The following is a 25524-nucleotide window of genomic DNA, read 5'->3' as shown; positions in this document are numbered from 1 at the left end:
CGGTGCCGAGCACCGCCCACGGGCTGCGACCCCGGCCGCGCCGGGCCGATCCCCGGCGCACCGGACGAACCGTCCGCTCGAACAAAGGAACGCAAGATGGCTATGAGCGTTGGCTCCGCCGATGGCGATGAAGAGCAGATGAACTCCAGCATCAACACCACGCCCCTCGTGGACGTGATGCTGGTGCTGCTCATCATCTTCCTGATCACCATCCCTGTGGTGACCCAGTCCGTCAACCTGTCCCTGCCGAAGGAAATCAACGTCCCGACGCAGACCAAGCCGGAAAACATCCTGCTGGCGGTGACCAAGGATGGCGACGTGTACTGGTCCACCAAGTACATCCCCGACACCGAGACCCTGGTGGACATGCTCAAGAAGGAAGCGGTCAAGGATCCGCAGCCCGAAGTGCACATCCGCGGTGACGAAAACGCCCGCTATGAGTCGGTGGGCCGCCTGATCGTCGCCTGCCAGCGCGCCGGCATCGCCAAGGTGGGCTTCATCACTGAGCCGCCGGCCAAGAACTGAAAGGAAGCACCATGGCCATGAGTGTCGGGTCGTCCGCCGAAGACGACATGATGGTCGAGATGAACACCACGCCGCTGATCGACGTGATGCTCGTCCTGCTGATCATGTTCATCATCACCATCCCGGTGCAGACGCACGCAGTGAAGATGAACATGCCGGTGAACTCCCACAATGCACCGCCGCCCAAGCCGCCCGAGATCGTGCGCATCGACATCGACTTCGATGGCACCATTGGTTGGAACGGCGAGCAGGTGCCCAGCCGGGGTGACCTGGAAGCGCGGCTGTACCGCCTGTCGCAGCTGCCGGATCAGCCCGAGGTGCATGTGCGCCCCAACAAGCTGGTGACCTACAAGTACGTCGCGATGGTGCTGGCCGAGGCCCAGCGCCTGGGCGTCACCAAGATCGGCATCATCGGCAACGAGCAGTTCATGAACTGACCCTGGGTGCGGCCTTTCGCCGCCCAGGCGAAGTGCTGCACCGCTTGCCGCAGAATCGGGGTTCGTTCCGCAAGGTCCGAACCCCGATGTCTTTTCGGACCCTCCCGCTAAGGAATTCGCATCACATGACCACGCTGCGCCATCTCGCCGCCGCCCTGCTGCTCGCCGGCAGCCTCACCGCCGTTCACGCCCAGAGCCTGCGCCCCGAAGTGGGTAAGCCGCTGCAGCAGGCCAGCGACCTGCTGCGCGCAGGCAAGGCCAAGGAAGCCCTGGCCAAGGTCGGTGAAGCCGACCGTGCAGCCAACAAGACCCCAGCCGAGACCGTGATGATCGAGCGCATGCGCGGTGCGGCCGCGCAGCGCGCCGGCGACAACGCCACGGCCGCCAAGGCCTTCGAAGCCGCCTTCGCCACCGGCAAGCTCAGTGCTGCCGAGCAGACCCAGGTGGCCGAATCCCTGGCCTTCACCTATTCGCAGCTCAAGGACAACGCCAAGGCCGGCCAGTGGGTGCAAAAGGCCCAGGCCTTGGGCAGCAACAGTCCGCAGCTCAAGCAACTGGCCGCCTACCTGCAGGCGTCCGGTGGCGACTACGGCGCCATCGCCAAAAACGCAGCAGCGGCCGTGGCCGCGGCAGAGCAGGCTGGCAAACGCCCGGAAGAGGCCGACCTGCTGCGCCTGGCCGACGCCTACCAGCACACCAACAACGCGGCAGGTCAGCACGCGGCGCTGGAGAAGCTGGTCGCCAACTACCCCAAGAAGGAATACTGGTCGGCCCTGCTGGGTCGCATCCAGCGCAAGCCGGGCTTTTCGGACCGCTTCGCCGTGGACGTACTGCGCCTGAAACTGGCCACCGGCAATCTCAGCAGCGCCGATGACTACATGGAGCTGGCCCAACTGGCCCTGCAGGCTGGCTATGCCCCGGAAGGCAAGGCCGTGGTGGACAAGGGCATGGCCGCCGGCGTGCTGGGGGTCGGCGCAGAAGCCGCCCGCCACAAGCGTCTGCTGGACCTGGCCGTGAAGCAGGAGCAGGAAGGCAAAGCCCATCTGGCCCAGGAAGTCGAACAGGCCCGCGACGGCAATGCCATGGTGCAGGTCGGGACCCAGCTGGTGGCCTACGGTCAGGTAGACCAGGGCATCGACCTCCTGGAAAAGGGCATCGCCAAGGACCAGCTGCGCAAGCCAGCCGATGCCAAGCTGCGCCTGGGTCTGGCCCAGCTGAAGAAGAACAAGGCCAAGGGCCTGCAGACGCTGCGCAGCGTCCAGGGCAATGACGGCGTGGCCGACATCGCCCGCCTGTACGCCATCCTGGCCAGCCAATCCTGAGATCGATCATGACGTCCAGCCCTGTGGTTGACGACCGTCCCCTGAACCCGGAAGTGGTCCGGCCGCTGGGGCATGGCATCTACCAGATCGACACCCTGTTCCAGCGGGCCCATTTCGATGCGGCCTACCTGATCGTCGACGATGGCCACGCGGCCTTCGTCGACACCGGCACCGGCCTGGCCGTGCCGCGCCTGCTGGCCGCCCTGGATGCGCTGGGCTTGCGCCGAGATCAGGTCGACTGGGTGATTCCCACCCATGTGCACCTGGACCATGCCGGCGGCGTGGGCCCCCTGGTGCAACAACTGCCTCGGGCCCGGGTGCTGGTCCACCCCCGCGGCGCCCCCCACATGATCGACCCCAGCGTGCTGTACATGGGCGCCCTGGCGGTGTACGGCCAGGCCGAGATGGATCGCTCCTACGGGACGCTGGTGCCGGTGCCGGCCGAGCGCGTGGTGGAGAGCGAGGACGGCCAGCAGGTGCCGCTGGGTCAACGGGTGCTCACGCTGATCGACAGCCCGGGCCATGCGCGTCACCACCATTGCATCTGGGATCCAGTCTCCCGCGGCTGGTTCACCGGCGACACCTTTGGCCTGAGCTACCGTGAGCTCGACATTGATGGCCAGCCCTGGGTCATGCCCACCACCACACCAGTGCAGTTCGATCCGGCCGCGATGCGTCAGACCATCGCCCGCCTGATGGCCAGCCAGCCCGAGTGCATGTACCTGACCCACTATGGCCGCTGTGCGTCGGTGCCGACCATGGCCACCCAGCTGCTGGCCCTGCTGGACAAGGTCGAGGCCCTGGGCCTGCGCCTGAAGGACGCCCCGGATCGCCACGAGGCCTTGCGTCAAGGCCTGTCGCAGATCTACCGCGGCAGCCTGCTGGCCACCGGCAGCACCCTCACGGCCGAGGAGATCGACCACCTGCTGGCGATGGACATCGAGCTCAACGCCCAGGGCATGGGCGTCTGGCTGGACAAGCTGCGCGCCTGAGCGCCTCTCTCAGCCGGCCTGAGGCGGCTTGGGCACCCAGGTGCAAGCCCCCTCCTCGGCCGTCAGCACCTGTTGCCGCAGACCCGCGAACAGCTCCCGCCCCCAGCCATGGGCGGCATCCTCGGCCAGGACAGCCGGCCGTTGTTGTGGAACGCGAGCGGCCCAGGCCGCTTGCGGCACCAGCACTTGCAGCGTGCCCGCGTCGGCATCCAGCCGGATCAGGTCGCCATCCTGCACCTTGGCCAAAGGTCCGCCGCCCAAGGCCTCGGGGCAGACATGGATGGCGGCTGGCACTTTGCCGGAAGCGCCGCTCATGCGCCCGTCGGTCACCAGCGCCACACGCTGCCCGCGCCCCTGCAGCACCGCCAGCGGCGGCGTGAGCTTGTGCAACTCGGGCATGCCATTGGCCTGTGGCCCCTGAAAGCGCACGACCGCCACGAAGTCTCCGGTCAGTTCGCCCGCCTGAAAGGCCAGCTGAAGCGCCTCCTGGCTGTCGAAGACCCGGGCACGCGCCTCGATCACATGCCGGTCGACCGGCACGGCAGAAACCTTGATGACCGCGCGGCCCAGGTTGCCGGTCAGCAGTTTCAGCCCCCCGGTGACCGAGAACGGATCCGACGCCGGCCGCAACACCTCCGGGTCCCCACTGGCCGCGGCCAGCGGCGTGCGGATCACCTGCCCCTGCGCCCCCAGGCCAGGCACGGTGGCATAGGCGGCCAACCCTTCGCCCGTGACGGTTGCTACATCCGGGTGCATCAGTCCGGCCTGCAGCAGTTCCCGGATCACGAAGGCCGGTCCGCCAGCGGCCTGGAACTGATTCACGTCCGCGGCCCCGTTCGGGTAGACGCGTGCCAGCAGCGGCACCACGGCCGACAATCCGGCAAAGTCGCTCCAGTTGATCAGCAGGCCGGCCGCGCGGGCCACGGCCACCCAGTGGATCAGGTGGTTGGTGGAGCCCCCGGTGGCCAGCAGCGCCGCCATGGCGTTGACGATGCAACGCTCATCCACCTGATGGCCGATGCAGCCTCCTTGTGCGCGCTGCGCCAGCACCGTGTGGACCGCCTCGCGGGTCAGCGCTTCGCGCAGCGGCGCATGCGGGTGGATGAAGGCCGCCCCCGGCACATGCAGGCCCATGGCCTCCAGCAGCATCTGGTTGGAGTTGGCCGTGCCATAGAAGGTGCAGGTGCCCTCGCCATGGTAGGCCGCCTGTTCGGCCGCCAGCAGTTCCGCCCGCCCCACCAGGCCCTGGGCCGCCTGCTCGCGCACCTTGGCCTTGGCCTCGTTGGACAGGCCCGAACTCATCGGGCCCGCCGGCACGAAGACACAGGGCAAGTGACCGAAATGCAGGGCCCCAATCAGCAGGCCCGGCACGATCTTGTCGCAGATGCCCAGCAGCAAGGCACCGTCGAAGACGTCGTGCGACAGCGCGATGGCAGTGCCCATGGCGATGGTGTCACGCGAGAACAGCGAGAGCTCCATGCCGGGCTGGCCCTGGGTCACGCCATCGCACATGGCCGGCACGCCGCCGGCCACCTGGGCCGTGGCACCGGCCGCCTGGGCCGCCTGGCGGATCAGCGCCGGAAAGGCCTCGTAGGGCCGGTGGGCCGAGAGCATGTCGTTGTAGGCCGTGACGACGCCCAGGTTGGGCGCGCGCTCGGCCACCACCCGCAGGCGCTCGCCCCCCGGCATGGCGGCAAAGGCGTGGGCCACATTGGCGCAACCCATGCGCTGCACCGCAGGCGGGCGCTGACGCAGCGTGTCCACCCGCTGGAGGTAGGCGGCACGCAGACCCTGGCTGCGCGCGCCAATGCGGGCAGTGAGCGCGGCCAGAACGGGGTGCAAGGGACGCATGGCGGACCTCTTCTGCAAGCGCCGGCCGCGGGAAGGGCCGATCGCGGCATTATTGGGTGCCCCAAGCGGCAGGGTCAAACCTGGGGAGAAGACCGCGTCACGGTCATCCGTGGGCGCTCAGAGCGGCCACCTCCGGCCAACGGGCGCGCAATCCCGCCAGATCGGCCTCACTGTCCAGGCTTTGCAGCACGCCCGGGTCGTCCACGGAAACACTGGCGGCCGGATAGCGCACCAGCAGGCGCCGCACCCCCTCATCCCCGTCCAGGCGCACCAGTTCCGAGAACAGCTCCGACCCGAAGCCCAGGGGATGTCCGCGCTGCCCCCGGTGTGCGGCGTAGGCGACCGCATGTTCATCCAGGGCGCGCGCCACGGCCTGCAGCACGGCGGGCCGCACCAGGGGCTTGTCGGCCGGCAGCAGCAGCCAGCCGGACGCGTCGGGCCGCGCGGCCACGCCGCGGGCCAGGGCATGGGCGCTCCTGGGACCGGACGAGCCCCCCTCCTGGACCAGCACGTCCCGCCGCGCCACCCAGCGGGAGGCCTCCTCGGCCAGTTCTGGCGGTGTGACCACCAGCATGGGCAGGCTGCTGGCCATCACGTTGTGCAAGGTGTGGGCCAACACACTGCGTTCGCCCAGGGCCTCGGACACCGCAGGACGCAGCCGGCCCCCCCGGTGGCCCGGTGTGGCCTGAGGCACGGTGACGATGACGACGGGTGTGGCGGTCATGAACGCGCGGCGGCGAAGGTTGACGGGGCACGGCATGGAGAGCTTCAGGGACCCGCCCCCTCCGGGCAATGGGAGCATCACTTAAGGCCTCACCCCAGGCATACACTGTCGGCATGAGCGATCTGGGACATCTGCGCAAGAGCTACGAGCGCGACACGCTGGAGGAGATCCAAGCCTCCTCCGAACCGCTGAGGCAGTTCGAACAGTGGATGAAGGAGGCCCTGGCCTCGGGCGTGGTGCCCGAACCCAACGCGATGACGGTGGCCACCGTCTCGCCCGAAGGGCGGCCCTCCACCCGCGTCGTGCTGATCAAGGCATTCGACGCCCGCGGCATCGTCTGGTACACGAATTACCACAGCCGCAAGGGGCGTGAGCTGGCCGGCAACCCCTTCGCCGCGCTGCAGTTCCACTGGGTGGAGATGGAGCGGGTGGTGCGCATCGAAGGCCGGGTCGAGAAGGTGAGCGACGCCGAGTCGGACGCCTACTATGCATCCCGCCCGCTGGATTCCCGCCTGGGCGCCTGGGCCTCGCCGCAAAGCGAGGTGATCAGCTCCCGGGCCGTGCTGGTGGCCAATGCGGCCAAGGCCGCCGCCCAGCATGGGCTGAACCCCGGCCGGCCACCCCACTGGGGCGGCTTTCGCCTGGTGCCCGACGGCTGGGAGTTCTGGCAGGGCCGCAAGTCGCGACTGCACGACCGGCTGCGCTACCGCCTGGTGGACGGCCAGTGGCTGCGCGAGCGGCTGGCCCCCTAGACACGGCTCACCGGTGGTCCGGCCTGCGCATCAAGAGCGCATCAGCTGCGCCATGGTCCGGCGGAACTTCTCCACCTTGGGCGCCACCACGAAGGCGCAATAGCCCTGGCCCGGGTGCTGGGCGAAGTAGTGCTGGTGGTAGTCCTCGGCGGGCCAGAAGGCGCGCAGGGGTTCGAGTTCGGTCACCACCGGGTCCCTCAGATGGGCCTGCACCTCCGCCATCACCGCGGCAGCCACGGCGCGCTGTTCGTCGCGGTCCACATAGATGCCTGAACGGTATTGGCTGCCCACATCGTTGCCCTGCCGGTTCAGCGTGGTCGGATCGTGGATCAGGAAGAAGACTTCCAGCAACTCACGCAGGCTGACCTGGGCCGGGTCGAAGCGAACCTGCACCACCTCGGCATGCCCGGTGCGCCCGGTGCAGACCTGCTCGTAGCTGGGCGCCTCGATCTGGCCATTGGCGTAACCGGACAGCACCGAACTGACGCCGCGCACCTGCTCGTAGACCGCCTCCAGGCACCAGAAACAGCCTCCGGCCAGGGTGATGGTGTCGGTGGAGCGATCCATGGCGAGGTCCTCGGTCAGGAAGTGATGGGTGGTTTCAGCGGGTGTCCAGGCTCAGCTGTGCGCTGGGCTGCCAGGGTTGGGAGTCCTGGGCCCGCCCAGCGGTTCCCTCCCCGCCCGTGGCGCTGGCGGCGTGCGCCTTGGGCGCGGCCAGGAACAGCCGCTCGCTGGGCAGACCGCGGGCCAGCAGGGCATCCCGCACCGCGATGCCGCGATCCAGCGCCAGCTGGCGTGCCGTGTCCTCGTTGACGGGGGCCGCCTTGCGCAGCAGGGCCTCCATCTGGGCCACCGGAATATCCTTGGCCAGGCCCAGCACATTGCGCGGCTTGTCGGGCAGCTTGGTGTCGGCATAGACCTGCTTCAGCAGGGTCTCGCGGGTGGCGGCATCCAGCGCAGGCAGCGGAGCATCCGGTGCGGACCCTTCGCGCAGGGCCAGACGCCGCTGCTCGGCCAGGACCCGCTGCTGGACCCAGGCCGCCTGCAGAGCCTCGTGCTCGGCCGTCGGGTCGGCCGTGCCGGTCACGGTCATGCGCAGGCCCGGCCGGTCCTGCAGGGCCTTGGCCACCTTGTCCAGGGCCGCCTCTGCGCCAGGTGCCGGTGCCGCGGTGCCTGGCAGGAAGGCGATCTGGCTCAGGTCCGGGCCGCCGCCACCGGTCAACAGCGCAAACGGCGCGGTGATCGCCTTGACCAACAGGTTGACGATGACCTTGACGATCAGCCCGCCGATGCTGAACTGCGGGTCGTTGATCGAACCGCTGATCGGCAGATCCAGGTCGATCACGCCGTTGCGATCCTTCAGCAGGGCCACGGCCAGCAGCACCGGCAGCTTGGTGGCCTCCGGGCTGTCGATCTTGTCACCGAAGGTCAGCTGGTTGAGCACGATCTGGTTGCGCGCCTGCAGCTTGCCATCCGGGTCGATGCGGTAGGCCACGTCCATCGTCAGCTTGCCGCGCTCAATGGCGTAGCCGGCGTACTTGCCGGCATAGGGCGACAGGGGGGCCAGCTCCAGGTCGCTGGCCCGGGCCTGCAGATCCATGGCCAGGGGGCTGGCCAGCGGGTTCACCGTGCCCTGGATGGCCAGCTGGGCCGTGCCGGCCGCCCGGCCGTTGAGCTGCACCGCGGCCATCTGCGGCGAGGCGCTGCTGAAAGCGCCGATGCGGCCGTTCAACTCGGTCAGGTCCGCCCGGTAATTGGGGCGGATGAAATGGTCCTCGAAATCCACCCGCCCACGCAGCAGCTCCACGCCCCCGATGACGATCTGGGGAGCCAGGGCTGCAGGCACGCCAGCCGCCGCCGGAGACTGGGCGGCCGTGATGACGGCCGAAGCGGCCGAGGCCACCGGCGCCGCCGACAGGGCCACGCCAGCCGGGGGAGCCACCGGGGGGGCGGAGGGTGTCGTCTCTGCCGGCGCCAGCCCAGCGGCCCGCCGGGCGGCCAGGTCGTTCAGGTTGAGGCGCCCCTGCTCCGTGACCACCAGCCGCGCGAAGAAGTCGGACAGGCTCACCTGCCCCAGCCCGTAGTGCGGCGCTTGTCCCGGCACCATCCGGATGTCCAGCCCGGTCAGACCCAGCGACTGCCAGCTCATCAGTTCGTCGGCCTGGGCCGCGGCAGTGGCGTCCCCCACGGCCCCCAGCCGGCTGTTGAGGCGGAAGTCGTTCAACCGGGCCTCGCCCTGCACGCCCAGACTCAGACCGGCCGGCCCCCAGGCCACCCGGGTCTGCAGGCGCGCGCTGGCCTGGGCATGGTCCACCGCCACGGGCCAGCCGCCATCCAGATAGCCCGAGGCGGTGGACAGCGGCAGCTGGTCGGCACGGACCTGGCCCTTCCAGGACCAGGGGTCCAGCCCCAGCTGCCCCTGCCAGCGCAGGCTGCCTGGGCGGCGAGAGCGCTCGGCGGCCAGCCAGCGCAACTCGCCCTGCAGCGGCACCGCCGCGCCCCTGGCGGCTGGCCACTGCAGCGCGCCAGCGCGCAGGCCCAGCGTGTCCAGGTTCACCTGGATGGGCTCGCCCCCCTGGGCCTCATCGCGCCATTGCAGCCGCCCCTTCTCGATGAGGGTCTGCCCCAGGGCGATCTGCCAGGCCGGCCCCTTGTCCGCTCCGGCGGCACCGCGGCCGGCCCCGTCAGGCTGCGGGCGGACCCAGTGGGCCAGGTCCAGTGCGCCCTTGGCATCCCGACGCAACTGTGCCTGGGGCGCCGTCCAGCGCAGCTGCTCCACCTTGACGGTCCGCGCCGGGCCGTCGACGGTGACGTTCTGCACGGCCAGGTGCTCCCAGGCCACCGCGGTGCGCGCCGCGCGCCCGTCACCATCGATCACCTTCCATTGGTCCAGCGACAGCTCGGGCACCTGCACGCTCGGAAGCTGCGCCCCCGGCGCTCCCTGCCAGCGAACCAGTGCCTGGGTCGACACGCTGCCCTGCAGCCGGGGTTGCAGATAGGCCGCCAGATAGGGTTGCCAGGCTTCCACCGTCCAGTCCGTGGCCTTCAGGTCCAGCTGACCGCCTTCTCGGCTCAGGCTGCCCTGCACCTCGGCCTCGCCGGACGGCACGCCCTTCTCGCCAGCGGCCAGGGCCACGCGAGCCTGCCAATGGGTGGCCCGGGCGGCGTCGGCCAAGGGCCAGCGCAGGGCCTGCGCCGACACGGTGGGCAAGGACAGCGACCACTGCCCGGCCGGACGGGGCAGTTCATCCACCAACGCCACCCGGGTGTCCTCAAGCGTGAGCCGGTCCAGGGAGACGGTCCAGGCCGCCGTGTCGGCCGTGCCGGGCGCCCCTGCGGAAGACGGTGCCGAAGGGTGCGCGGCTGCCGGCGCCGATGCGGAGGTGGCTTTGCCGGGCACCGCTGGCGCGCCGGCCAGGGCCAGCCAATCCCAACGGCCTTGCCCATCGCGCCGCGTGGCCAAACGCAAGCCCTTGAGCTGCAGTTCGTCCAGGTCCAGCGTGTGCTGCCGCGGCGCCACCGCCTTGATCTTCAGGTTCAGCGCCTGCACGGCCAGCGCCTGCGTCCGGTCCGGCCACTGCAGGGCGAGGTCCTTCAGCCCGATTTGGCCGGAAAGACGCCAGTCCATGCTCTGCGGAGCCTGCTCGAGGCCCAAGGTCAGATCCAGCGCCAGATGTCCTTGCTGCAGCTTCAACGGCAGGCTGGCCGGCAGATAGGGCACCCAATGGGCCAGGTCCAGATCGGGCAGGCGCAGATGCACCTGCTCTGGCGCCTTCGGGTCGAAGGGGGTCAGTCGGGCGCCCGTGTCGAACTGGCTGCCGTCCAGGTCGAAGGCCAACCGGGGCTGGACCTCGATCTTTTCGTCCGCCTCGCTGAGGGTGGAAATGAAAGGGATGCCCAGGGTCAGGCCGGTCAGGCTGTGGCGCTGTTCCACCGGGCGGTCATCGACATGGACCTGACCGTCCTGGATCTGCAGGTTGTAGAGCGCGAAACGGGCCGGTTCGGCGGACGAGGGCGTCTGTGCAGGCTTCTGCCAGCGCTGCAGCAGATCGTCCACGTCATAGTGCCCCTCGGCCGTGCGGCTCAGGTTCAGCCTTGGCGCCCGCAGGGACAGCGCACGCACCACCGGCGCGCGGTGCCACAGCGAAGACCACCCCAGGGAGAGCGACAGTTCGTCCACATGGAGTTGCGGAGGCTGGCCGGCCTGTGCCGCGCCGACGTCCAAGTTCTCCAGCCGCAAACGCAGCAGGAAGGGATTGAAGCGGACGGCCTGGACCTGCACCGGGCGGCCGATCCACTCGGGCGCCCGCGTCTCCAGGGCCCAGCGCAGCCCCAGGGGCACACCCACCGCCATCGAGGCAGCCAGCAGGACCAGTGCCCCGGCCGCCCAGGCCAGACGGCGGCGACTCACAAGGCGGGAGAGAAGGGAAAGGCTGGAGGCAACAGACATGGGGCTCTCGGGGTCACGGCACCCCGAACAATGGACTGAGCATCACTATAGGCCGATAGATCTTCGCTGCTGCCCCGTCCCTCGCCTGCATGCGCCCAGAAGCACAAAGCCCCTCTGTACCGGATGGTTCAGAGGGGCCCGGGGTGAATGTCTCACCCGATGGGGCACTGGCGAAAATTGGGCCTGTGCCCCCGAAGCGCACCGACGGCGCCTTCGAGGATTGCCTCTCAGAAGAGGCAGTTTCAGATTACTCCCGCCCCAGGAGGTTGGCAAGGGGGTGAATGCGAAGGTGCTTCAACGCCCCGCCATCAGTTGCTCGAAGAGCGCGTCCATGCGCTGCTGCACGCCAGCCTCCATCTCGATCGTCCGCCCCCACTCGCGCGAGGTCTCGCCCGGCCACTTGTTCGTGGCGTCCAGCCCCATCTTGCCGCCCAGGCCGCTGACCGGCGAGGCGAAGTCCAGGTAGTCGATGGGTGTGTTCTCCACCAGCGTGGTGTCGCGCACCGGATCCATGCGGGTGGTGATGGCCCAGACCACCTCCTTCCAGTCGCGAATGTCCACGTCCTCGTCGGTCACGACGATGAACTTGGTGTACATGAACTGGCGCAGGAAGCTCCACAGGCCGAACATCACCCGCTTGGCATGACCCGGATAGGCCTTGCGGATCGAAATGATGGCCATGCGGTAGCTGCAGCCCTCGGGCGGCAGGTAGAAGTCCACGATCTCCGGGAACTGCTTCTGCAGCAGCGGCACGAAGACCTCGTTGAGGGCCACGCCGAGCACGGCTGGCTCGTCCGGTGGCTTGCCGGTGTAGGTGGAGTGGTAGATCGGGTCGCGCCGGTGGGTGAGGCGGTCGATGCGAAAGACCGGGAACCAGTCCTGCTCGTTGTAATAACCCGTGTGATCGCCGTAGGGCCCCTCCAAGGCATGCAGGTAGCCGCCGATCTCCTTGACCGGCACGCCATGATCGCTGTGGCCGCTGTAGCCCGCGGGCGCGGTAGGGATGTGCCCCTCCAGCACCATCTCGGCCCGAGCGGGCACCTGCAACTTCAGCCCCCCTTCGCCCACCTGGGTGTCCGCCAGCTCGGTGCGGCCGCCGCGCAGCAAGCCGGCGAACTGGTACTCAGACAAGGTGTCGGGCACCGGCGTGACGGCCCCCAGCGTGGTGGCCGGATCGGCACCCAGCGCCACGGCGATCGGGAAAGGCTGGCCTGCATTCACCCGCGCGAACTCGCGGAAATCCAGCGCTCCGCCACGGTGGGCCAGCCAGCGCATGATCACCTCGTTGCGGCCGATCACCTGCTGGCGGTAGATGCCCAGGTTCTGGCGCTGGCGCGGCTGGGGCACCGATTGCGGCCCCCGGGTGATGACCAGGCCCCAGGTGATCAGCGGTGCGGCATCGCCAGGCCAGCAGTGCTGGATCGGCCAGTGAGCCAGGTCCCCCTGCGCGCCTTCCAGCACCACCTCCTGGCAGGCCGGCGATCCCACCTTGGCGGGCTTCATGTCCCAGACCGCCTTGGCCATGTCCCAGAGCTTGCCCGCCTCGCGCAGACTGCGCGGCGGTTCGGGTTCCTTCAGCGCGGCCAGCAGGCGCCCCACATCGCGCAGATCGGCCACGGATTCGGCCCCCATGCCCAGGGCCACCCGACGCGGCGTGCCAAAGAGATTGGCCAGCACGGGCACGGTGTGCCCGGTGGGCCGCTCGAACAACAGTGCCGGCCCCTCGGCCCGCAGGACGCGGTCGGACAGGGCCGTCATCTCGAGATGGGGCGACACCGGCTGGGCCACGCGGCACAGTTCGCCCTGCCGTTCCAGCCCCTGGACGAAGTCCCTCAGGTCACGGTATTTCATAGATTCTGGTTATAAAGAATCAATTCCATATACTTGACCGGTTATTTCCGGTCTTCCTACAATCCGCCTCGACAACTGAAGTTTCAGGTTTGCCCGCGCCCCGCCCTGGGGTGCCGTGACAGGGAAACCTTCCGCTTCGACGTGAAGGCCGGCGAGCACAGCCCCGGCACCGCCGAAGCATCCGATTATCGCCACCCTGGTCTGATCGACGGCGCGACGCCGCACAGACCCCTGAATGGGCGGCGACCCGAGAAGTGAGGAAGGACATGACTGAACCGCAATGGTGGCAGCGCATGACCGACGCAGTGCGCCACAGCGCAGGAGTGTTCCTGCGCGACGTGGGACGCGGACTGCTGGACGTCAGCCACAACATGCTGGCCTTGGTGGGATTGGTGGTCGTCACGACCACGATCTTCCTGGCTGGCCGCGCGGACCTGCGTGCGTCCATCGAGCAACAGGCCTATGGCTGGCTGCAAGCCCGCCTGGCCCCGCCGGACGCCGTCAGCCCGGCCGATGACGCTTTGCTGCCCGAAGACCCGGCCAATGCCAACCTGGCCCAGGCCCTGGCCGTGGACCCCAAGACCTTGAGCCGCCAACAGGCGGTGGTGGCCAATTGGCTGGCCCGCCGTTACCGCGTGGCCCCCGAACCGGTGGCCCTGCTGGTGCAGGAAGCCTGGCATGTGGGCCAACGCACCGGCATGGATCCGACCCTGATCCTGGCTGTGGTTGCGATCGAGTCCAACTTCAACCCCTTCGCCCAAAGCCCCGTGGGCGCCCAGGGGCTGATGCAGGTGATGACCCGCGTTCACAACCAGAAATACGAGGCCTTTGGCGGCACCCTGGCCGCCTTCGACCCCGTCTCCAACCTGCGTGTGGGTGTGCAGGTGTTGCGTGAGTGCATCTCGCGGGCCGGCGGCATCGAGGCGGGGCTGCGCTACTACGTGGGCGCCGCCAATTCGGACGCCGACGGCGGCTACGCCGTGCGGGTGCTGGCCGAACAGGATCGCCTGCGGCGCGTCGCCGCCGGTCAGAACATCTCGGTGAACGTCTCCAATGCGGTGGCCGCGGCGCCAGCCGCGGAAGCCGCCTCCCATGCAGTGCTGCCCGATGCCGCCAACGGCAAGACTGAGGCGCCGGTGGGCCACATGCCCGACGCTGCCAAGGGCGACCATGTCGCCTTGGTGACCGGCTGACGGTACACTAGCTGCCTTCGCGCGACTGGCGATAGAGGGTCGCGGCACGCTCCACGCGAGCTGCCCGACCGACGAGGTGGATCACCACCGGGAAGCGCGAAGTGCAACGCCGCGACGGGCTTGCCCGTCCAGCGTTCCGCATCGATTCTGCCGTTCGCCTGGGCAACCCGCACCTGATGTGGCCACACATCGGGCCGCCGGGTGAACTCGCCCCGACTTGAAGGAAGCTTCCATGTTCGACCGTTCCCAATCGACGATCGCCAACGTCGACCCCGACCTGTGGGCCGCCATCCAGGCTGAAAACAAGCGCCAGGAAGAGCACATCGAGCTCATCGCCTCGGAAAACTACACCTCGCCGGCCGTGATGCAGGCGCAGGGTAGCCAACTGACCAACAAGTACGCCGAGGGCTATCCCGGCAAGCGCTACTACGGCGGCTGCGAGAACGTGGACGTGGTTGAGCAACTGGCCATCGATCGGGTCAAGCAACTGTTCGGCGCCAACTTCGCCAACGTGCAGCCCAACTCGGGTTCGCAGGCCAACCAGGCCGTTTTCTTTGGCCTGCTGCAGCCCGGCGACACCATCATGGGCATGAGCCTGGCCGAAGGTGGCCACCTGACCCACGGCATGCCGCTGAACATGTCCGGCAAGTGGTTCAAGGTCGTGAGCTACGGCCTGGATGCCAACGAGGACATCGACTACGCGGCCATGGAGGCCCTGGCACGCGAGCACAAGCCCAAGCTGATCATCGCCGGCGCCTCGGCCTTCGCCCTGCGCATCGACTTCGAGCGCTTTGGCAAGATCGCCAAGGAGATCGGCGCCTACTTCATGGTGGACATGGCCCACTATGCCGGCCTGGTGGCTGCGGGCGTCTACCCGAACCCTGTGCCGCATGCCGACGTGGTGACCTCGACCACGCACAAGAGCCTGCGTGGCCCCCGTGGCGGCATCATCCTGATGAACAACGAGGATGTGGCCAAGAAGATCAACTCGGCCATCTTCCCCGGCATCCAGGGCGGCCCGCTGATGCATGTCATCGCCGGCAAGGCCGTGGCCTTCAAGGAAGCGCTGAGCCCCGAGTTCAAGGCCTATCAAGAACAGGTGGTCAAGAACGCCAAGGTGCTGGCCGAGACCCTGATCGAGCGCGGCCTGCGCATCGTCTCCGGCCGCACCGAGAGCCATGTGATGCTGGTGGACCTGCGCCCCAAGGGCCTGACCGGCAAGGAAGCCGAGGCCATCCTGGGCGCAGCCCACATGACCTGCAACAAGAACGGCATCCCGAACGATCCGCAGAAGCCCATGGTGACCAGCGGCATCCGCCTGGGCACCCCGGCCATGACCACCCGTGGCTTCAAGGAAGAGCAGGTGCGCGCCACCGCCCACCTGATCGCTGACGTGCTGGACAATCCGCATGACGAGGCGAACATTGCCCGTGTGCGCGAGCAGGTTGCCGCGCTGACCCGCGACTTCCCGGTCTACCGCTGACCCTTCGCTGCGGGGGCGGCCTTGCTGCCCTTCACTGCCCCACGGGCCCGTCAACGCACCGTTGTCGGGCCCGTGGCATATTTGGCGCTCAGGCGTCGTTGCTGTTGTCTGGAGCATCCCGCATGCGCTGCCCCTACTGTGCCCACGATGAAACCCAGGTCGTCGAGACCCGCGAGTCCGACGAAGGCGATGTGGTGCGACGGCGTCGGCGCTGCACCAAGTGCGACAAGCGCTTCACCACCTATGAGCGGGCCGAGATCGCCCTGCCCGCGGTGGTCAAGCGCAGCGGCGCCCGGGTGGAGTTCGATCCGGCCAAGCTGCGCGCCTCGATGACCCTGGCGCTGCGCAAGCGGCAGGTGAGCATCGAACAGGTCGATGCAGCGATTGAGCGCATCCAGGACAAGCTGCTGGCGAGCGGTCTGCGTGAAGTGCCCTCCACCCGGGTGGGCGAACTGGTGATGCGCGAACTCAAGCGCCTCGACAAGGTGGCCTACGTCCGCTTTGCCTCGGTCTATCGCAGCTTCGAAGACGTGGACGAGTTCAGCCGGCTGATCAAGGAGATCTGAAACCGGCGAGAGCGCGGCGGCGCATCACTGCCAGCACTGAGACAAGGTGGCGCCATCGGCTTGCCCCTTGGCCCCGGTGCTGGTCAACGTCAGCGTGCCACAGGGGTCACCAGTCTGGGTCGGCGCCGCACTGAGTGTGTAGCTTTGCCCGTCGTCCGGAATTTCCACCGAGATGTCGTAGTACTGCTTGCCCGAGCCGGAACCCATCGGCGAGATCGTCAGCCCCGGCGTGGACAGGTCCGCCCCGGTGTAGCCCTTGCTGCTGGTCGCGTAATAGCGCTGCAGGTACTGCTCAGCCTGTAGCAGCACCGTCTCGGCATCGGCCCGCCGGCTCTTTCTGACCTGGCTGGTGTAGGCCGGGTAGGCCACCGAAGCCAGGATGGCCACGATGGCCACCACGATCATCAATTCGATCAGGGTGAAGCCGGCCATGGCCCGGGCGAACCGCGGGACCCGGTTGGGGCGGGAGTGAAGCATGACGGTGTCTCGCGGGTTGATCACGGTGCGGCGGCCGGCGTGGGCGGGTTGAGAATCTGGCGCCACACCCGATCGGTGATCACATGGCTGGCCGCAGGTGGGCAGGCCGCAGGGTTGATCGTGCACTTGTCGGGCAGGCACATCTCCTGCCCCTCCCCACTGCTGTTGACCGCCACGGTCAGGCAGTAGCCCACAGGACAACGTCCCTCCTTGTCTTCCAAGCATTGGGCCACCGGCGGTTGATCGCCCACGACATCCGGTTGGCTGGTCAACAGCTTGTCGACGCCATCGGCCAGACTCTGCGCGCCGGCCACGATGGCATCGGAACTGTTCACCACCCCATCGCCGTTGGTGTCAAACACCGGGGTTGTCGGTGCCGCCCCGGAATAGGCGTCGATCACGAAATTGAAGCCTGTCCCCACGTTGTATTCGCATTGGGCCGCCGGCTGGGCCGGCACGATGGTGTTGATATAGGCGAAGGTCAAAACGCCCTGCGACGGATACACCACCCGCTGCCCCCCCATGATGTTCAGGTCCAGATACCAACCCTTCTTCGTAGTCCAGTCGATGCTGTTGGAGGACACCTTGTAGAACCGCTCGTTGGTGGTCACCGTTTGACCATTGACCACCTTGGTTCCCGTCACGACATCGGTGGTGTTGATGGTCTGCTGAACCAACACGCTGCGATAGGGAGAGACTCCACCAGCCTGTACCGCTGCATAGAAGGGGCTGGCGTTGCCGCCAGGACTGCCCGCTGCCGTGTTATCCCAGGCACCATAGAAGCTCTGGAGGGCCATGTTGGTCGGGTCGCTTTCATCGAACAACTTACCGGTCCCGAACAGCACCACATAGCCTTGGCTGGGATGGGCGATCACCATCGGTGAAGCCGTGATGGGCTGCGCGACCCCCGCGGAATCAAGCGCCTTGAACAGCGGCTGCCCCCCAAAGGAAACCTTCCAGCTGTCCGTGTTGGCACCATCGCCGAAGTCGAAGCGCCACAGATTGCCCTGCAGGTCGCCGGCATAAGCGGCATAGACCTCCTGGTGCGCATTGCGCAACAGGTACACCCCCCCCAACCCGTTGGCGCCCGAGGTGGGCACCTGGATGGACTTGACGACAGCACCGCTCTGCACATCGACCACCAACAGTGCGGCGTTGCCGCTGCTGCTGTAGGCCCCGTTGCCAACAAACGCATACCAACCGGAATGGTCGGCCAGCGTCGCGCCCTGGATGGCCCCGACACGGATGTCGCCGATCACATAGCCGAGATCCGCGTGACCGGAGAGCTCCCAGAGCACATTGCTGGCCCCCAGATCGGCAGAGGGATCGGCCGTGGGCAGGTGCAATGCAAACACATCCCGCCCGCCAGCGCCCATGCTGCCGATCAGCACATTGGTCCAGCGCGCACCGGTCTCACCGCGCGGCTGAATGTAGACGTCCGACTCCACCGTCGGTCCGTCCACGAAGAAGCGGTGATAGTTGTCGTTGCTGCCGTAGGTCTTGCTGGCCAGCGCGGCGTAATGCGAAAAGCCCTCCCGCGGCAGGAAGCCGAAGACCTCCTTGCCGGTGGACCCTTGGAAAAGATGAAAGACACCCGCGTTGGCACCCACTGCCACCACACCGTCGGTGCGGCTGGACTTGGTTGCGAGGTAGTCAGCGTATGCCCCCTTCCAAGTGCCGTTGCTCAACTGGTCGTACCCCAGGTTCACCAGGTTCTTCACAAACACGGGAGGGGAGTTGATGAAGTCGCCCAGGAACTGCCCACCCCGGGAGCGGTAACTCGAGGCAGCTCCTTCGTTGGATGCATCTCCACGGATGTAGCTGATGAGGTTCTCCGCGTCCGTCTCGGTCGCGGAGATCAGGGTCTTGCCGGCGGCATCGACGCCCTTGATCGTGAACGCCTCTGGCTTGGAGCCACTCCATGTGAACAGCTTGCGATCCGTGAACGCTGGCAGGGTCGACGATGCCTTCCAGACCGGGGAAGTACCGATCACATTGCCACTGGTGTCGAGCTTGTAGGCCAAGACATCGCCGTACCAGGCGCCCGACTTGTATTCCGGCACGAACTTGATGTTTTGCAGCGCCAGGGTGGACGCCACTGTGCCCGCACCGGACTCGCTTGCCGTGTTGTCTACGGCCTTGCCGAAGGCCGCCGACAAGGCTTGGGTCAACTCGGTGACGTTCTTGACCGAATTGAAATCGCCGCCCGTGTTGACCGCCGCGTGCCACAGGTCGTCGATCTTCTGCGGGTTGCCTTGGCTCGGGTCGGGCCAGGTCGCCGTTCCCTGGGTGAGTGCCGCCAGCGTCGAGGCCTTGGCCGCATCCGTCGAGGCATCCAGGGTGCCCTTCACGCCAATGCCCACCGTGAACTGCGTCAAGTGCTGCCAGAACGCGATGTCGCCATCGATCGGCGCCACCTTGTTCGCAATGCTGGGGTCCAAATCCTCGACGTACCAACGCATCGCTGCATCGGCCAACGTGTTGCTGTACTTTCCGGGCGCGTCGGTGAAGGGCCGGCCCGGCGTGTAGGTGTAGGGACTGTAGTTGCCAGGGTTCTGGTCCGGATGCGCCTCGTCGTAGGGATAGCTGAAGGAACTGGCCGTGGTGTCCTGGTCACTTGCGGCGGTGTAGCTGTCGTTGTAATAGCCATCGGTGGTCAGCACGTTGACCGTGCGCCGACAGGCCAGCTTCACGTTGCCGGGCGCCGAGGTGTCACCCGGTGTGGTCATCCAGGGGCTGTAGCTGTCGGTGCGCTTGTAAAAGTACTGGCCCACTCCGTCCAGTGCGGTACGCAGCGGCGTGGAGGGCCAGGACTGAATGCCCTGCACACCGGTCAGCATGGTCTCCAGCTGAGTGGCGTCCAATTGCTTGACGCCGAGTTCCACGATCGAGAAGCTCTTGGTCGCGGCGGTACCGTCAACCTTGGTGGCAGTCGTTTTGTTGATGCGCCCCCAACCGGCCCGCAGCTTGTCCTTGAAGTTGAAGAAGGACTCGGTCACCGCGGCCTTGGCCATCGATTCACGCATGCGGTAGTAGGTGAACCAGTTGGCGAAGTTCTGAATCTCCTCGGCCTGGGTGCACTTGGTACCTGCGCAGTCGGTGCGATCGGCCGATTTCAGGTCAGGCGAATAGGGACCATCCACGCCATTGACGTCGTAGAGCACGAAGTTGCCCGCCACGTCGGGAGCCGAAGTCGGAGTCTTCAGACGATAGTAAATGCCAGGGCTGAAGTTCTTGCTACCACTGCTGGTCGCGCTTGAGCCGGTGCACCAGGTCGTGTTGATGCTGCGCTTGGTCACCAGATCAAAGGTGGCCGGACTCAGACCGGTCGTCACAGGATCCCAGGGCGCCTTCTTGGGATCAGCCACATTGCTCATGCGCACACCGGACCCATCCGGCGCAGGCTTTGGCTTGAGCCATGGGCGATAACGGACCTCCGGGTTGTACCAGATGGTGTTGATGTCCGGAGACCGGTACCAGCGCTGGTAGGTGCTCGTGGATGCAGGGTCAGCAGGAGCGTAGCAATCGCCATAGGTGGTTCCCTTGCGAGGATCCCCAGGGAACCCCGCCACCCACTTGGAGAGGAGCGAAACGCTCTTCCCGTTCACCGAAAACGTCCCCTCTGGCATCGCATCCGACAGCATCGAGCCGGAATCGTCGATCGTGGTCATCACATTCGGCAGAGGGGTCGAACCGGACTGGCTGGTCAGCGGCCTCTGCGAAGGCTCGGTGGCCCAGGTCGCGCATGCCGCCATCGCGGTCAGCAGACAGACCCGGTTTCGGATCCTGGTGCCCTGAAACGATCTCATGTGGCGAATTCCTGATGCCGGTCTACTGGCAGAGAATCAGTTGAACCTCAGCATGGACTGAAGCCAGACCACTGACCCCGCCAGAGTCCGTCCGATGACATCCTGCCGATGATCGGGACTGAAGCCGCGTGCGGTGATCAGAACAATCGTGGTGGTGCCATCGTTGAGCACCGTGTACTCAGGCAGGCACTGCGGGTTAGGCGGCTTCACTGGACTGTCCACAGACACCACCACCGCATCAGGCACAGTCACCGCCACCGCACTGCCACCGAACCAGTTGGAGAAGGTGTTCCAGCGGGTAGGACGTCCATTGGCTGGGTCGCCATCGTCGTCATCCAGCGCCGGCAGGATGAAAGCAGCCCGACCAGACTGCACGTCGGCATTGGCCTGCCGCTCACAGTAGCGCAACGCCAGCTCGGCCGATTGCTGGGCCAAACTCTGCGCCCGCACGTTGTTGACGATCAGGTCGGAGGCCAGGGAGGCACGCATGACGGAAACGGACATCAGCGCAATGATCGCTAGCATCACCAGCGCGACGATAAGAACAACGCCCCGCTGGACTCTTGCTCCCGCCGTGATCTGTAGACGTACGTTCATCACAGTGCAGTCCCCCTCCGGTTCTGAATCACGAACGTGGATGTGAAGGTCCGGTACATGCGGCGGTCACCTGCCCCCGGGACCTTGCTCTCTTCAAACGGATCACAGTCCTGATACGGTGTCGGCGAATCCAGGACAGGGTCTGCACTGCGGACCACCAGGCACACTCGAACAGCGACCACCCGAGGCCAGGTGCCCGCAGCATCCACCTCCGAAGCGCTCTTGTAGGACGCAGCCACGTGGCTTCCCGGAGCCGCCACGCCATAGGTGATCCGCATGCCCGAGATGTTGTCGACCAGCGCCTGGCCGCCCGCATTGCCTGGCCCCATGCAATAGAGCGCGTTGTCCTTGATGTAGAACCGGCTGTAGGACAGGTAGTAGCCACTGGTCAACGGCAATGCGTTGCCCAGGCAGTCCATCGGCACTCTCGCGCCAGCAACCAGCTTCGTGATGCTGTTGAATTCGTGGGCCTCATAGGCCACGGCCAGCGCATTCGAGCCACTGGCACCGCAGGTCAACAAGCCGATGGGCTGCGTCATGTCCGCAAAATCGGTGTCGCAGCCCCGCACCCAATCGCCGGTGGATGCGTGGTGGGTGAAGCCCGTCCCGGGCCCAGCCGCCCCACCCACAGGTGCACTGTATGCCGCTGCATTGACTTGGCTGCGCAGCACCCCCATGGCGGCGCTGGCATCTTCGGCAATCTGGGACAGCGCACGCCCCACGCCTGTGGTGCGGCTGGACGCGAGGTAGCCGGAATACATGGCAGCAAGGAGCACCAGGCCGATCACCATGGCCACCATGAGTTCGACCAGGGTGAAGCCATGCTGCCAGGATCGGGGAACCGACATCTTCATCCCAATGCCCTCACAGCCCCACACGGAAGTGCATGCAGCGGGGTGCCCCCTCAACAGAGAAGTGGGGAGGACACCCATCCTTGCCAACACCGGCCGCCGCAGCGGAATCTGCGTCTGTCTCTCGCCAAATCACCCAGACGTCAAACAGGTTGTAGTCCGTGTTCGCACTGATGTAGCCGGTTCCACTGGGCAGTGCCTTGAACAAGGCCGCCTCCCAAGCCGCCACGTCCTGGGCCGCCATCTCCGTCTGAGTGCAGACATCGGGATTCACACAATCTGCGGCCGCCGGAATACCTTTGGCCAAAATGGAAGGCGTCACCTTGGCGTAAACGGCACCCGCTGGCGCCCCGAAGTTCGCCCGCATGCGATCGGCCATGTCCGATGCCAGCAGCGTGGCGATCGCCCGGAACTCTGCTGTCTTGCCAAAGCGCGTGGCGTTGCCCAGCAACCCCGCCATGGCCAACATGCCGATGGAAACAATGAGGATGGCCACCAGCACCTCGACAAGAGTCGCCCCGCGAACGCGCCGATGGGAACCGCTTGTCAACACAGACCGTCGCTCGACTGGCTTCGCGGAGCCTGCGGTATCCGGCCAAGTCAAACAGTGTTCGCCCATGGTTCACGCACAGTCGTCTGTCTCGATCAACCGAACCCGCCCGGGCTTGTTCACGCAGACCAGCAGACTGCCAGGCACACCTCGCGCGTCGGCCGGTTGGCCAGGAGGGACATACCGGAAATGGGAGGCCGCACTGGTCGAGAAGCCAAGTGGGTGAAAACTGATCGAACGCAAGGTCGCCGTCACTGTGCCGACCACTGACCGCTGCTGGTGCACCATCAAGACGGTGTCACCCTCATCCTGGTCTCCACTGCCATCGCGGTCCAGGAAGACCTGCCAGCCATGGCTCCAGTCCTTGCCCGAAGACGCGCAACGCAACGGCCCTTCCGACTGGGGTTCGGGATCCAGGGCACATAGAACCACCATCTCGCCGCGCCGCACTGCCTCAGAACGCGCCTGATGGATCCCTTCACGAAGCAGCTTGGCCTCCGCCAGAATGGCCTGGCGGTGAAGGGTGGCCTGCATGGAAGGTGCCGCCAGCCCCATCAGCACAGCAGCGATGCCCACCACCAAAGTGGTCTCGATCAGCGTCACGCCATGCTGCGTCCTCCGACGCGGCTGGACCGCCCCCTCGAATCCTCGCCTCATGTCCTCTCCCTGTCGGACTCGGATGCCCGATGTATTTCGCGATGTCGAGGATTCTGGGAACAGGTCGCCGTGGATGTCATTCCCCCCTCGGTGTGCCCACCTTTGGGGGGAGAATCCCCACATCGAGACGATGCCGACGCTCGCTCACACCCCATGTCCCAGCCTTCTTCCCTCGTATTCACCCCTCAGGATGCTGTCTTCATGGCACGAGCGCAGGCCCTGTCAGAGGCGGCGGTCGGGCTGACCGAGCCCAACCCGCGGGTGGGTTGCGTCATCACGTCGGAGGACGGCAGGGTGCTGGGAGAAGGCCACACCCAGCCGGCGGGCCAGGCCCACGCCGAGGTCATGGCGTTGCGAGATGCCGCTGCCCGCGGCCACGACGTCCGTGGTGCCACGGCGTATGTGACGCTGGAGCCCTGCGCCCACCACGGTCGCACCCCGCCCTGCTGCGACGCCCTGGTGGCCGCCGGCGTGGGCAAGGTGGTGGTGGCTGCGGGTGACCCCAACCCCTTGGTCAACGGCCAGGGACTGTCGCGGCTGAGGGCCGCCGGCATCACCGTCGTGGACAGCCCAGCCGAGGCCACCGCCGCGGTGGAGGCGCTCAACCTGGGCTTCTTCCACCGCATGCGCACCGGCCGCTCTTGGGTGCGGCTGAAGGTCGCAGCATCCCTGGACGGACGAACGGCCCTAGAGAATGGCGTGAGCCAGTGGATCACCAGCCCCGAGGCCCGCCGAGATGGCCATGCCTGGCGCCGCCGGGCCGGCACCCTGCTCACGGGCGTGGGCACGGTGCTGGCGGATGACCCGCGGCTGGACGTACGGCTGGTGGACACGCCCAGGCAACCTCTGCGGGCGGTGGTGGATGCCCGGCTTGACACGCCCCCGTCGGCCCGCCTGTTCGAGGTCGATGGCCCGCTGGTCTTCTACGTGGCCGACCCCACCCCGGAGCGACGGGCCGCCATTGCCGACCGCGGCGCCGAGATCGTCGCGCTGCCGAGCGCTGGTGGCGCGAGCGGCCGGGTGGACCTGGCTGCGGTCATCGCCGATCTGTCCCGCCGGCCCATCAACGAGCTCCACGTCGAAGCCGGTCCACGCCTGAACGGCAGCCTGATCGCCGCCGACCTGGTGGACGAATGCCTGGTCTATCTGGCCCCTATGCTCCTGGGCCAAGGCCGGGGCCTGGCCGCCCTGCCGCCCCTGCAAGCACTGGATGGCGCCTGGCGTTACGCATTTCACGACCAGACCCGTGTCGGCGACGATCTGCGGCTGCTGCTGCGACGCAGGACAGCCACGCCGACCTGACAGCCCGCCTACAATCTGGGGATGCCCATCTCCCCTGTTCCCGAGCTGGTGGCCGAACTGGCCGCCGGTCGCATGGTGATCCTGGTCGACGAAGAAGACCGTGAGAACGAAGGCGACCTGATCCTGGCCGCCGACCATGTCACCCCCGAAGCGATCAACTTCATGGCCAAGTTCGGCCGGGGGTTGATCTGCCTGACGCTCACCCGCGAACGCTGCGAAAAGCTGCACCTGCAGCCGATGACGGTGCGCAACGGCGCCCCGCATGGCACTGCCTTCACCGTGTCCATCGAAGCCGCCGAGGGCGTGACCACCGGCATCTCCGCCGCCGACCGGGCTCGCACCGTGCAGGCTGCCGTGGCGCGTGACGCCAAGGCCAGCGACCTGGTGCAGCCTGGCCACATCTTCCCCCTGCAGGCGCAGGACGGCGGCGTGCTGATGCGCGCCGGTCACACCGAAGCGGGTTGCGACCTGGCCGCCATGGCCGGCCTGACCCCTGCGGCCGTCATCTGTGAGGTGATGAACGACGACGGCACCATGGCCCGCCTGCCGGATCTGCAGCGCTTTGCCGAGGAGCACGGCCTGAAGATCGGCACCATCGCCGACCTGATCCAGTACCGCAGCCGCAACGAAACCCTGGTCACCCGGGTCGGACAACGCTCGCTGCAGACCGCCCAGGGCACCTTCGACAGCCACGTGTTCCGCGACCGCTCCGGTGGCGTGCACCTGGCCCTGACCCTGGGTCAGTGGGCACCTGGCGAGGAAGTGCTGGTGCGTGTGCACGAGCCCCTGTCGGTGCTGGACATGCTGGACGCCGGCCCCTGCGCCCACTCCTGGCCGCTGCCCCAGGCCCTGAACACCTTGCAGCGTGCGGGCAAGGGCGTGGTCGTGCTGCTGAACTGCGGCAAAGACAACGGCGACGCGCTGCTGGACCGCCTGCTGCCCGGTGACGAACCCCGCGCGCCCCATGCGGTGGACCTGCGCACCTACGGCGTGGGCGCCCAGATCCTGCGGACCGTGGGCGTGAGCCGGATGAAGCTGCTGGCCAGCCCGCGCCGCATGCCCAGCATGACCGGCTACGGCCTGGAAGTGACCGGCTTCGTCCGCCCCGACGACCAACCCTGACCCCGGAAGAACA

The 25524-nt window shown here is 67.1% G+C and carries 21 protein-coding genes and 1 riboswitch; of the genes, 10 read left to right on the top strand and 11 right to left on the bottom strand.

The window, feature by feature from the left end:
* The first annotated feature begins 96 nt into the window (after nt 1-96).
* From M0L44_RS04355 to M0L44_RS04340, 4 genes are all read left to right on the top strand, one after another.
* Entirely contained in the window at nt 97-525 is a 429-nt protein-coding gene (locus tag M0L44_RS04355) for an ExbD/TolR family protein (RefSeq protein WP_252768437.1), read from the top strand.
* A gap of 11 nt (nt 526-536) precedes the next feature.
* A complete protein-coding gene (locus M0L44_RS04350) occupies nt 537-962 on the top strand; it encodes an ExbD/TolR family protein (protein ID WP_252768436.1) in 426 nt (141 codons plus the stop codon).
* A 125-nt stretch (nt 963-1087) separates the two neighbouring features.
* Entirely contained in the window at nt 1088-2284 is a 1197-nt protein-coding gene (locus M0L44_RS04345; RefSeq protein ID WP_252768435.1) for a hypothetical protein, read from the top strand.
* A gap of 8 nt (nt 2285-2292) precedes the next feature.
* Entirely contained in the window at nt 2293-3276 is a 984-nt protein-coding gene (locus tag M0L44_RS04340) for an MBL fold metallo-hydrolase (RefSeq protein WP_252768434.1), read from the top strand.
* 9 nt (nt 3277-3285) lie between these two features.
* On the opposite strand, the gene edd is transcribed toward M0L44_RS04340, so the two are convergent.
* Together edd and M0L44_RS04330 are read right to left on the bottom strand one after the other, a co-directional pair.
* The gene (gene edd, locus M0L44_RS04335) at nt 3286-5127 is read right to left on the bottom strand and encodes a phosphogluconate dehydratase (protein ID WP_252768433.1); all 1842 of its coding nucleotides are present in this window, start codon (nt 5125-5127) and stop codon (nt 3286-3288) included.
* A 103-nt stretch (nt 5128-5230) separates the two neighbouring features.
* Nucleotides 5231-5851, bottom strand: a complete 621-nt coding sequence (locus tag M0L44_RS04330) for a nucleotidyltransferase family protein (protein WP_252768432.1) — start codon at nt 5849-5851, stop codon at nt 5231-5233.
* A 113-nt stretch (nt 5852-5964) separates the two neighbouring features.
* On the opposite strand from M0L44_RS04330, the gene pdxH reads away from it, so the two are divergent.
* Nucleotides 5965-6603, top strand: a complete 639-nt coding sequence (gene pdxH, locus M0L44_RS04325; RefSeq protein ID WP_252768431.1) for a pyridoxamine 5'-phosphate oxidase — start codon at nt 5965-5967, stop codon at nt 6601-6603.
* 30 nt (nt 6604-6633) lie between these two features.
* Here pdxH and msrA read toward each other — a convergent pair whose 3' ends face one another.
* The 3 genes from msrA to M0L44_RS04310 all read right to left on the bottom strand — a co-directional run bounded on the left by msrA (nt 6634) and on the right by M0L44_RS04310 (nt 12904).
* Nucleotides 6634-7170: a peptide-methionine (S)-S-oxide reductase MsrA gene (gene msrA / locus M0L44_RS04320; RefSeq protein WP_252768430.1), complete on the bottom strand. Its 537-nt coding sequence runs from the start codon at nt 7168-7170 to the stop codon at nt 6634-6636.
* A gap of 34 nt (nt 7171-7204) precedes the next feature.
* Nucleotides 7205-11014 carry a DUF748 domain-containing protein gene (locus M0L44_RS04315; RefSeq protein WP_252768429.1) on the bottom strand — a complete coding sequence of 1270 codons (3810 nt, stop codon included), beginning with the start codon at nt 11012-11014 and terminating at the stop codon, nt 7205-7207.
* A gap of 333 nt (nt 11015-11347) precedes the next feature.
* Nucleotides 11348-12904: a UbiD family decarboxylase gene (locus M0L44_RS04310; RefSeq protein ID WP_252768428.1), complete on the bottom strand. Its 1557-nt coding sequence runs from the start codon at nt 12902-12904 to the stop codon at nt 11348-11350.
* Between the two features lie 293 nt (nt 12905-13197).
* On the opposite strand from M0L44_RS04310, the gene M0L44_RS04305 reads away from it, so the two are divergent.
* The 3 genes from M0L44_RS04305 (at nt 13198) to nrdR (ending at nt 16146) form a co-directional block, all read left to right on the top strand.
* Nucleotides 13198-14097 carry a lytic transglycosylase domain-containing protein gene (locus M0L44_RS04305; RefSeq protein WP_252768574.1) on the top strand — a complete coding sequence of 300 codons (900 nt, stop codon included), beginning with the start codon at nt 13198-13200 and terminating at the stop codon, nt 14095-14097.
* A gap of 11 nt (nt 14098-14108) precedes the next feature.
* A riboswitch (ZMP/ZTP riboswitch) is annotated at nt 14109-14268 on the top strand.
* A gap of 61 nt (nt 14269-14329) precedes the next feature.
* The gene (gene glyA / locus M0L44_RS04300) at nt 14330-15580 is read left to right on the top strand and encodes a serine hydroxymethyltransferase (RefSeq protein ID WP_252768427.1); all 1251 of its coding nucleotides are present in this window, start codon (nt 14330-14332) and stop codon (nt 15578-15580) included.
* A gap of 122 nt (nt 15581-15702) precedes the next feature.
* Nucleotides 15703-16146, top strand: a complete 444-nt coding sequence (gene nrdR, locus M0L44_RS04295; RefSeq protein ID WP_022981497.1) for a transcriptional regulator NrdR — start codon at nt 15703-15705, stop codon at nt 16144-16146.
* A gap of 24 nt (nt 16147-16170) precedes the next feature.
* Here nrdR and M0L44_RS04290 read toward each other — a convergent pair whose 3' ends face one another.
* The 6 genes from M0L44_RS04290 to M0L44_RS04260 all read right to left on the bottom strand — a co-directional run bounded on the left by M0L44_RS04290 (nt 16171) and on the right by M0L44_RS04260 (nt 23033).
* The gene (locus tag M0L44_RS04290) at nt 16171-16623 is read right to left on the bottom strand and encodes a type IV pilin protein (protein WP_290429033.1); all 453 of its coding nucleotides are present in this window, start codon (nt 16621-16623) and stop codon (nt 16171-16173) included.
* Between the two features lie 20 nt (nt 16624-16643).
* Nucleotides 16644-20294, bottom strand: a complete 3651-nt coding sequence (locus M0L44_RS04280) for a pilus assembly protein (RefSeq protein WP_252768426.1) — start codon at nt 20292-20294, stop codon at nt 16644-16646.
* A 174-nt stretch (nt 20295-20468) separates the two neighbouring features.
* Entirely contained in the window at nt 20469-21029 is a 561-nt protein-coding gene (locus tag M0L44_RS04275; RefSeq protein ID WP_252768425.1) for a pilus assembly PilX family protein, read from the bottom strand.
* Nucleotides 21029-21883: a PilW family protein gene (locus M0L44_RS04270; RefSeq protein WP_252768423.1), complete on the bottom strand. Its 855-nt coding sequence runs from the start codon at nt 21881-21883 to the stop codon at nt 21029-21031. The genes M0L44_RS04275 and M0L44_RS04270 overlap by 1 nt, the downstream gene beginning before the upstream one ends.
* 10 nt (nt 21884-21893) lie before the next feature.
* Complete coding sequence (pilV, locus tag M0L44_RS04265; protein WP_252768422.1) at nt 21894-22499, bottom strand: type IV pilus modification protein PilV; 606 nt, start codon at nt 22497-22499, stop codon at nt 21894-21896.
* Between the two features lie 3 nt (nt 22500-22502).
* A complete protein-coding gene (locus M0L44_RS04260; RefSeq protein WP_252768420.1) occupies nt 22503-23033 on the bottom strand; it encodes a GspH/FimT family pseudopilin in 531 nt (176 codons plus the stop codon).
* A gap of 207 nt (nt 23034-23240) precedes the next feature.
* Between M0L44_RS04260 and ribD the strand changes: the two genes are divergently transcribed.
* Nucleotides 23241-24389 (top strand): bifunctional diaminohydroxyphosphoribosylaminopyrimidine deaminase/5-amino-6-(5-phosphoribosylamino)uracil reductase RibD, encoded by a 1149-nt coding sequence (gene ribD / locus M0L44_RS04255; protein WP_354004094.1) that lies wholly within the window; start codon nt 23241-23243, stop codon nt 24387-24389.
* A gap of 21 nt (nt 24390-24410) precedes the next feature.
* Complete coding sequence (ribBA, locus tag M0L44_RS04250; protein WP_252768414.1) at nt 24411-25511, top strand: bifunctional 3,4-dihydroxy-2-butanone-4-phosphate synthase/GTP cyclohydrolase II; 1101 nt, start codon at nt 24411-24413, stop codon at nt 25509-25511.
* Nucleotides 25512-25524 lie beyond the last annotated feature (13 nt).

The organism is Ideonella oryzae (assembly GCF_024055665.1).
Lineage (GTDB): Bacteria > Pseudomonadota > Gammaproteobacteria > Burkholderiales > Burkholderiaceae_C > Ideonella > Ideonella oryzae.
The sequence above is the reverse complement of the archived record's forward strand: the minus strand, read 5'-3'. Positions and strand labels throughout refer to the sequence as shown.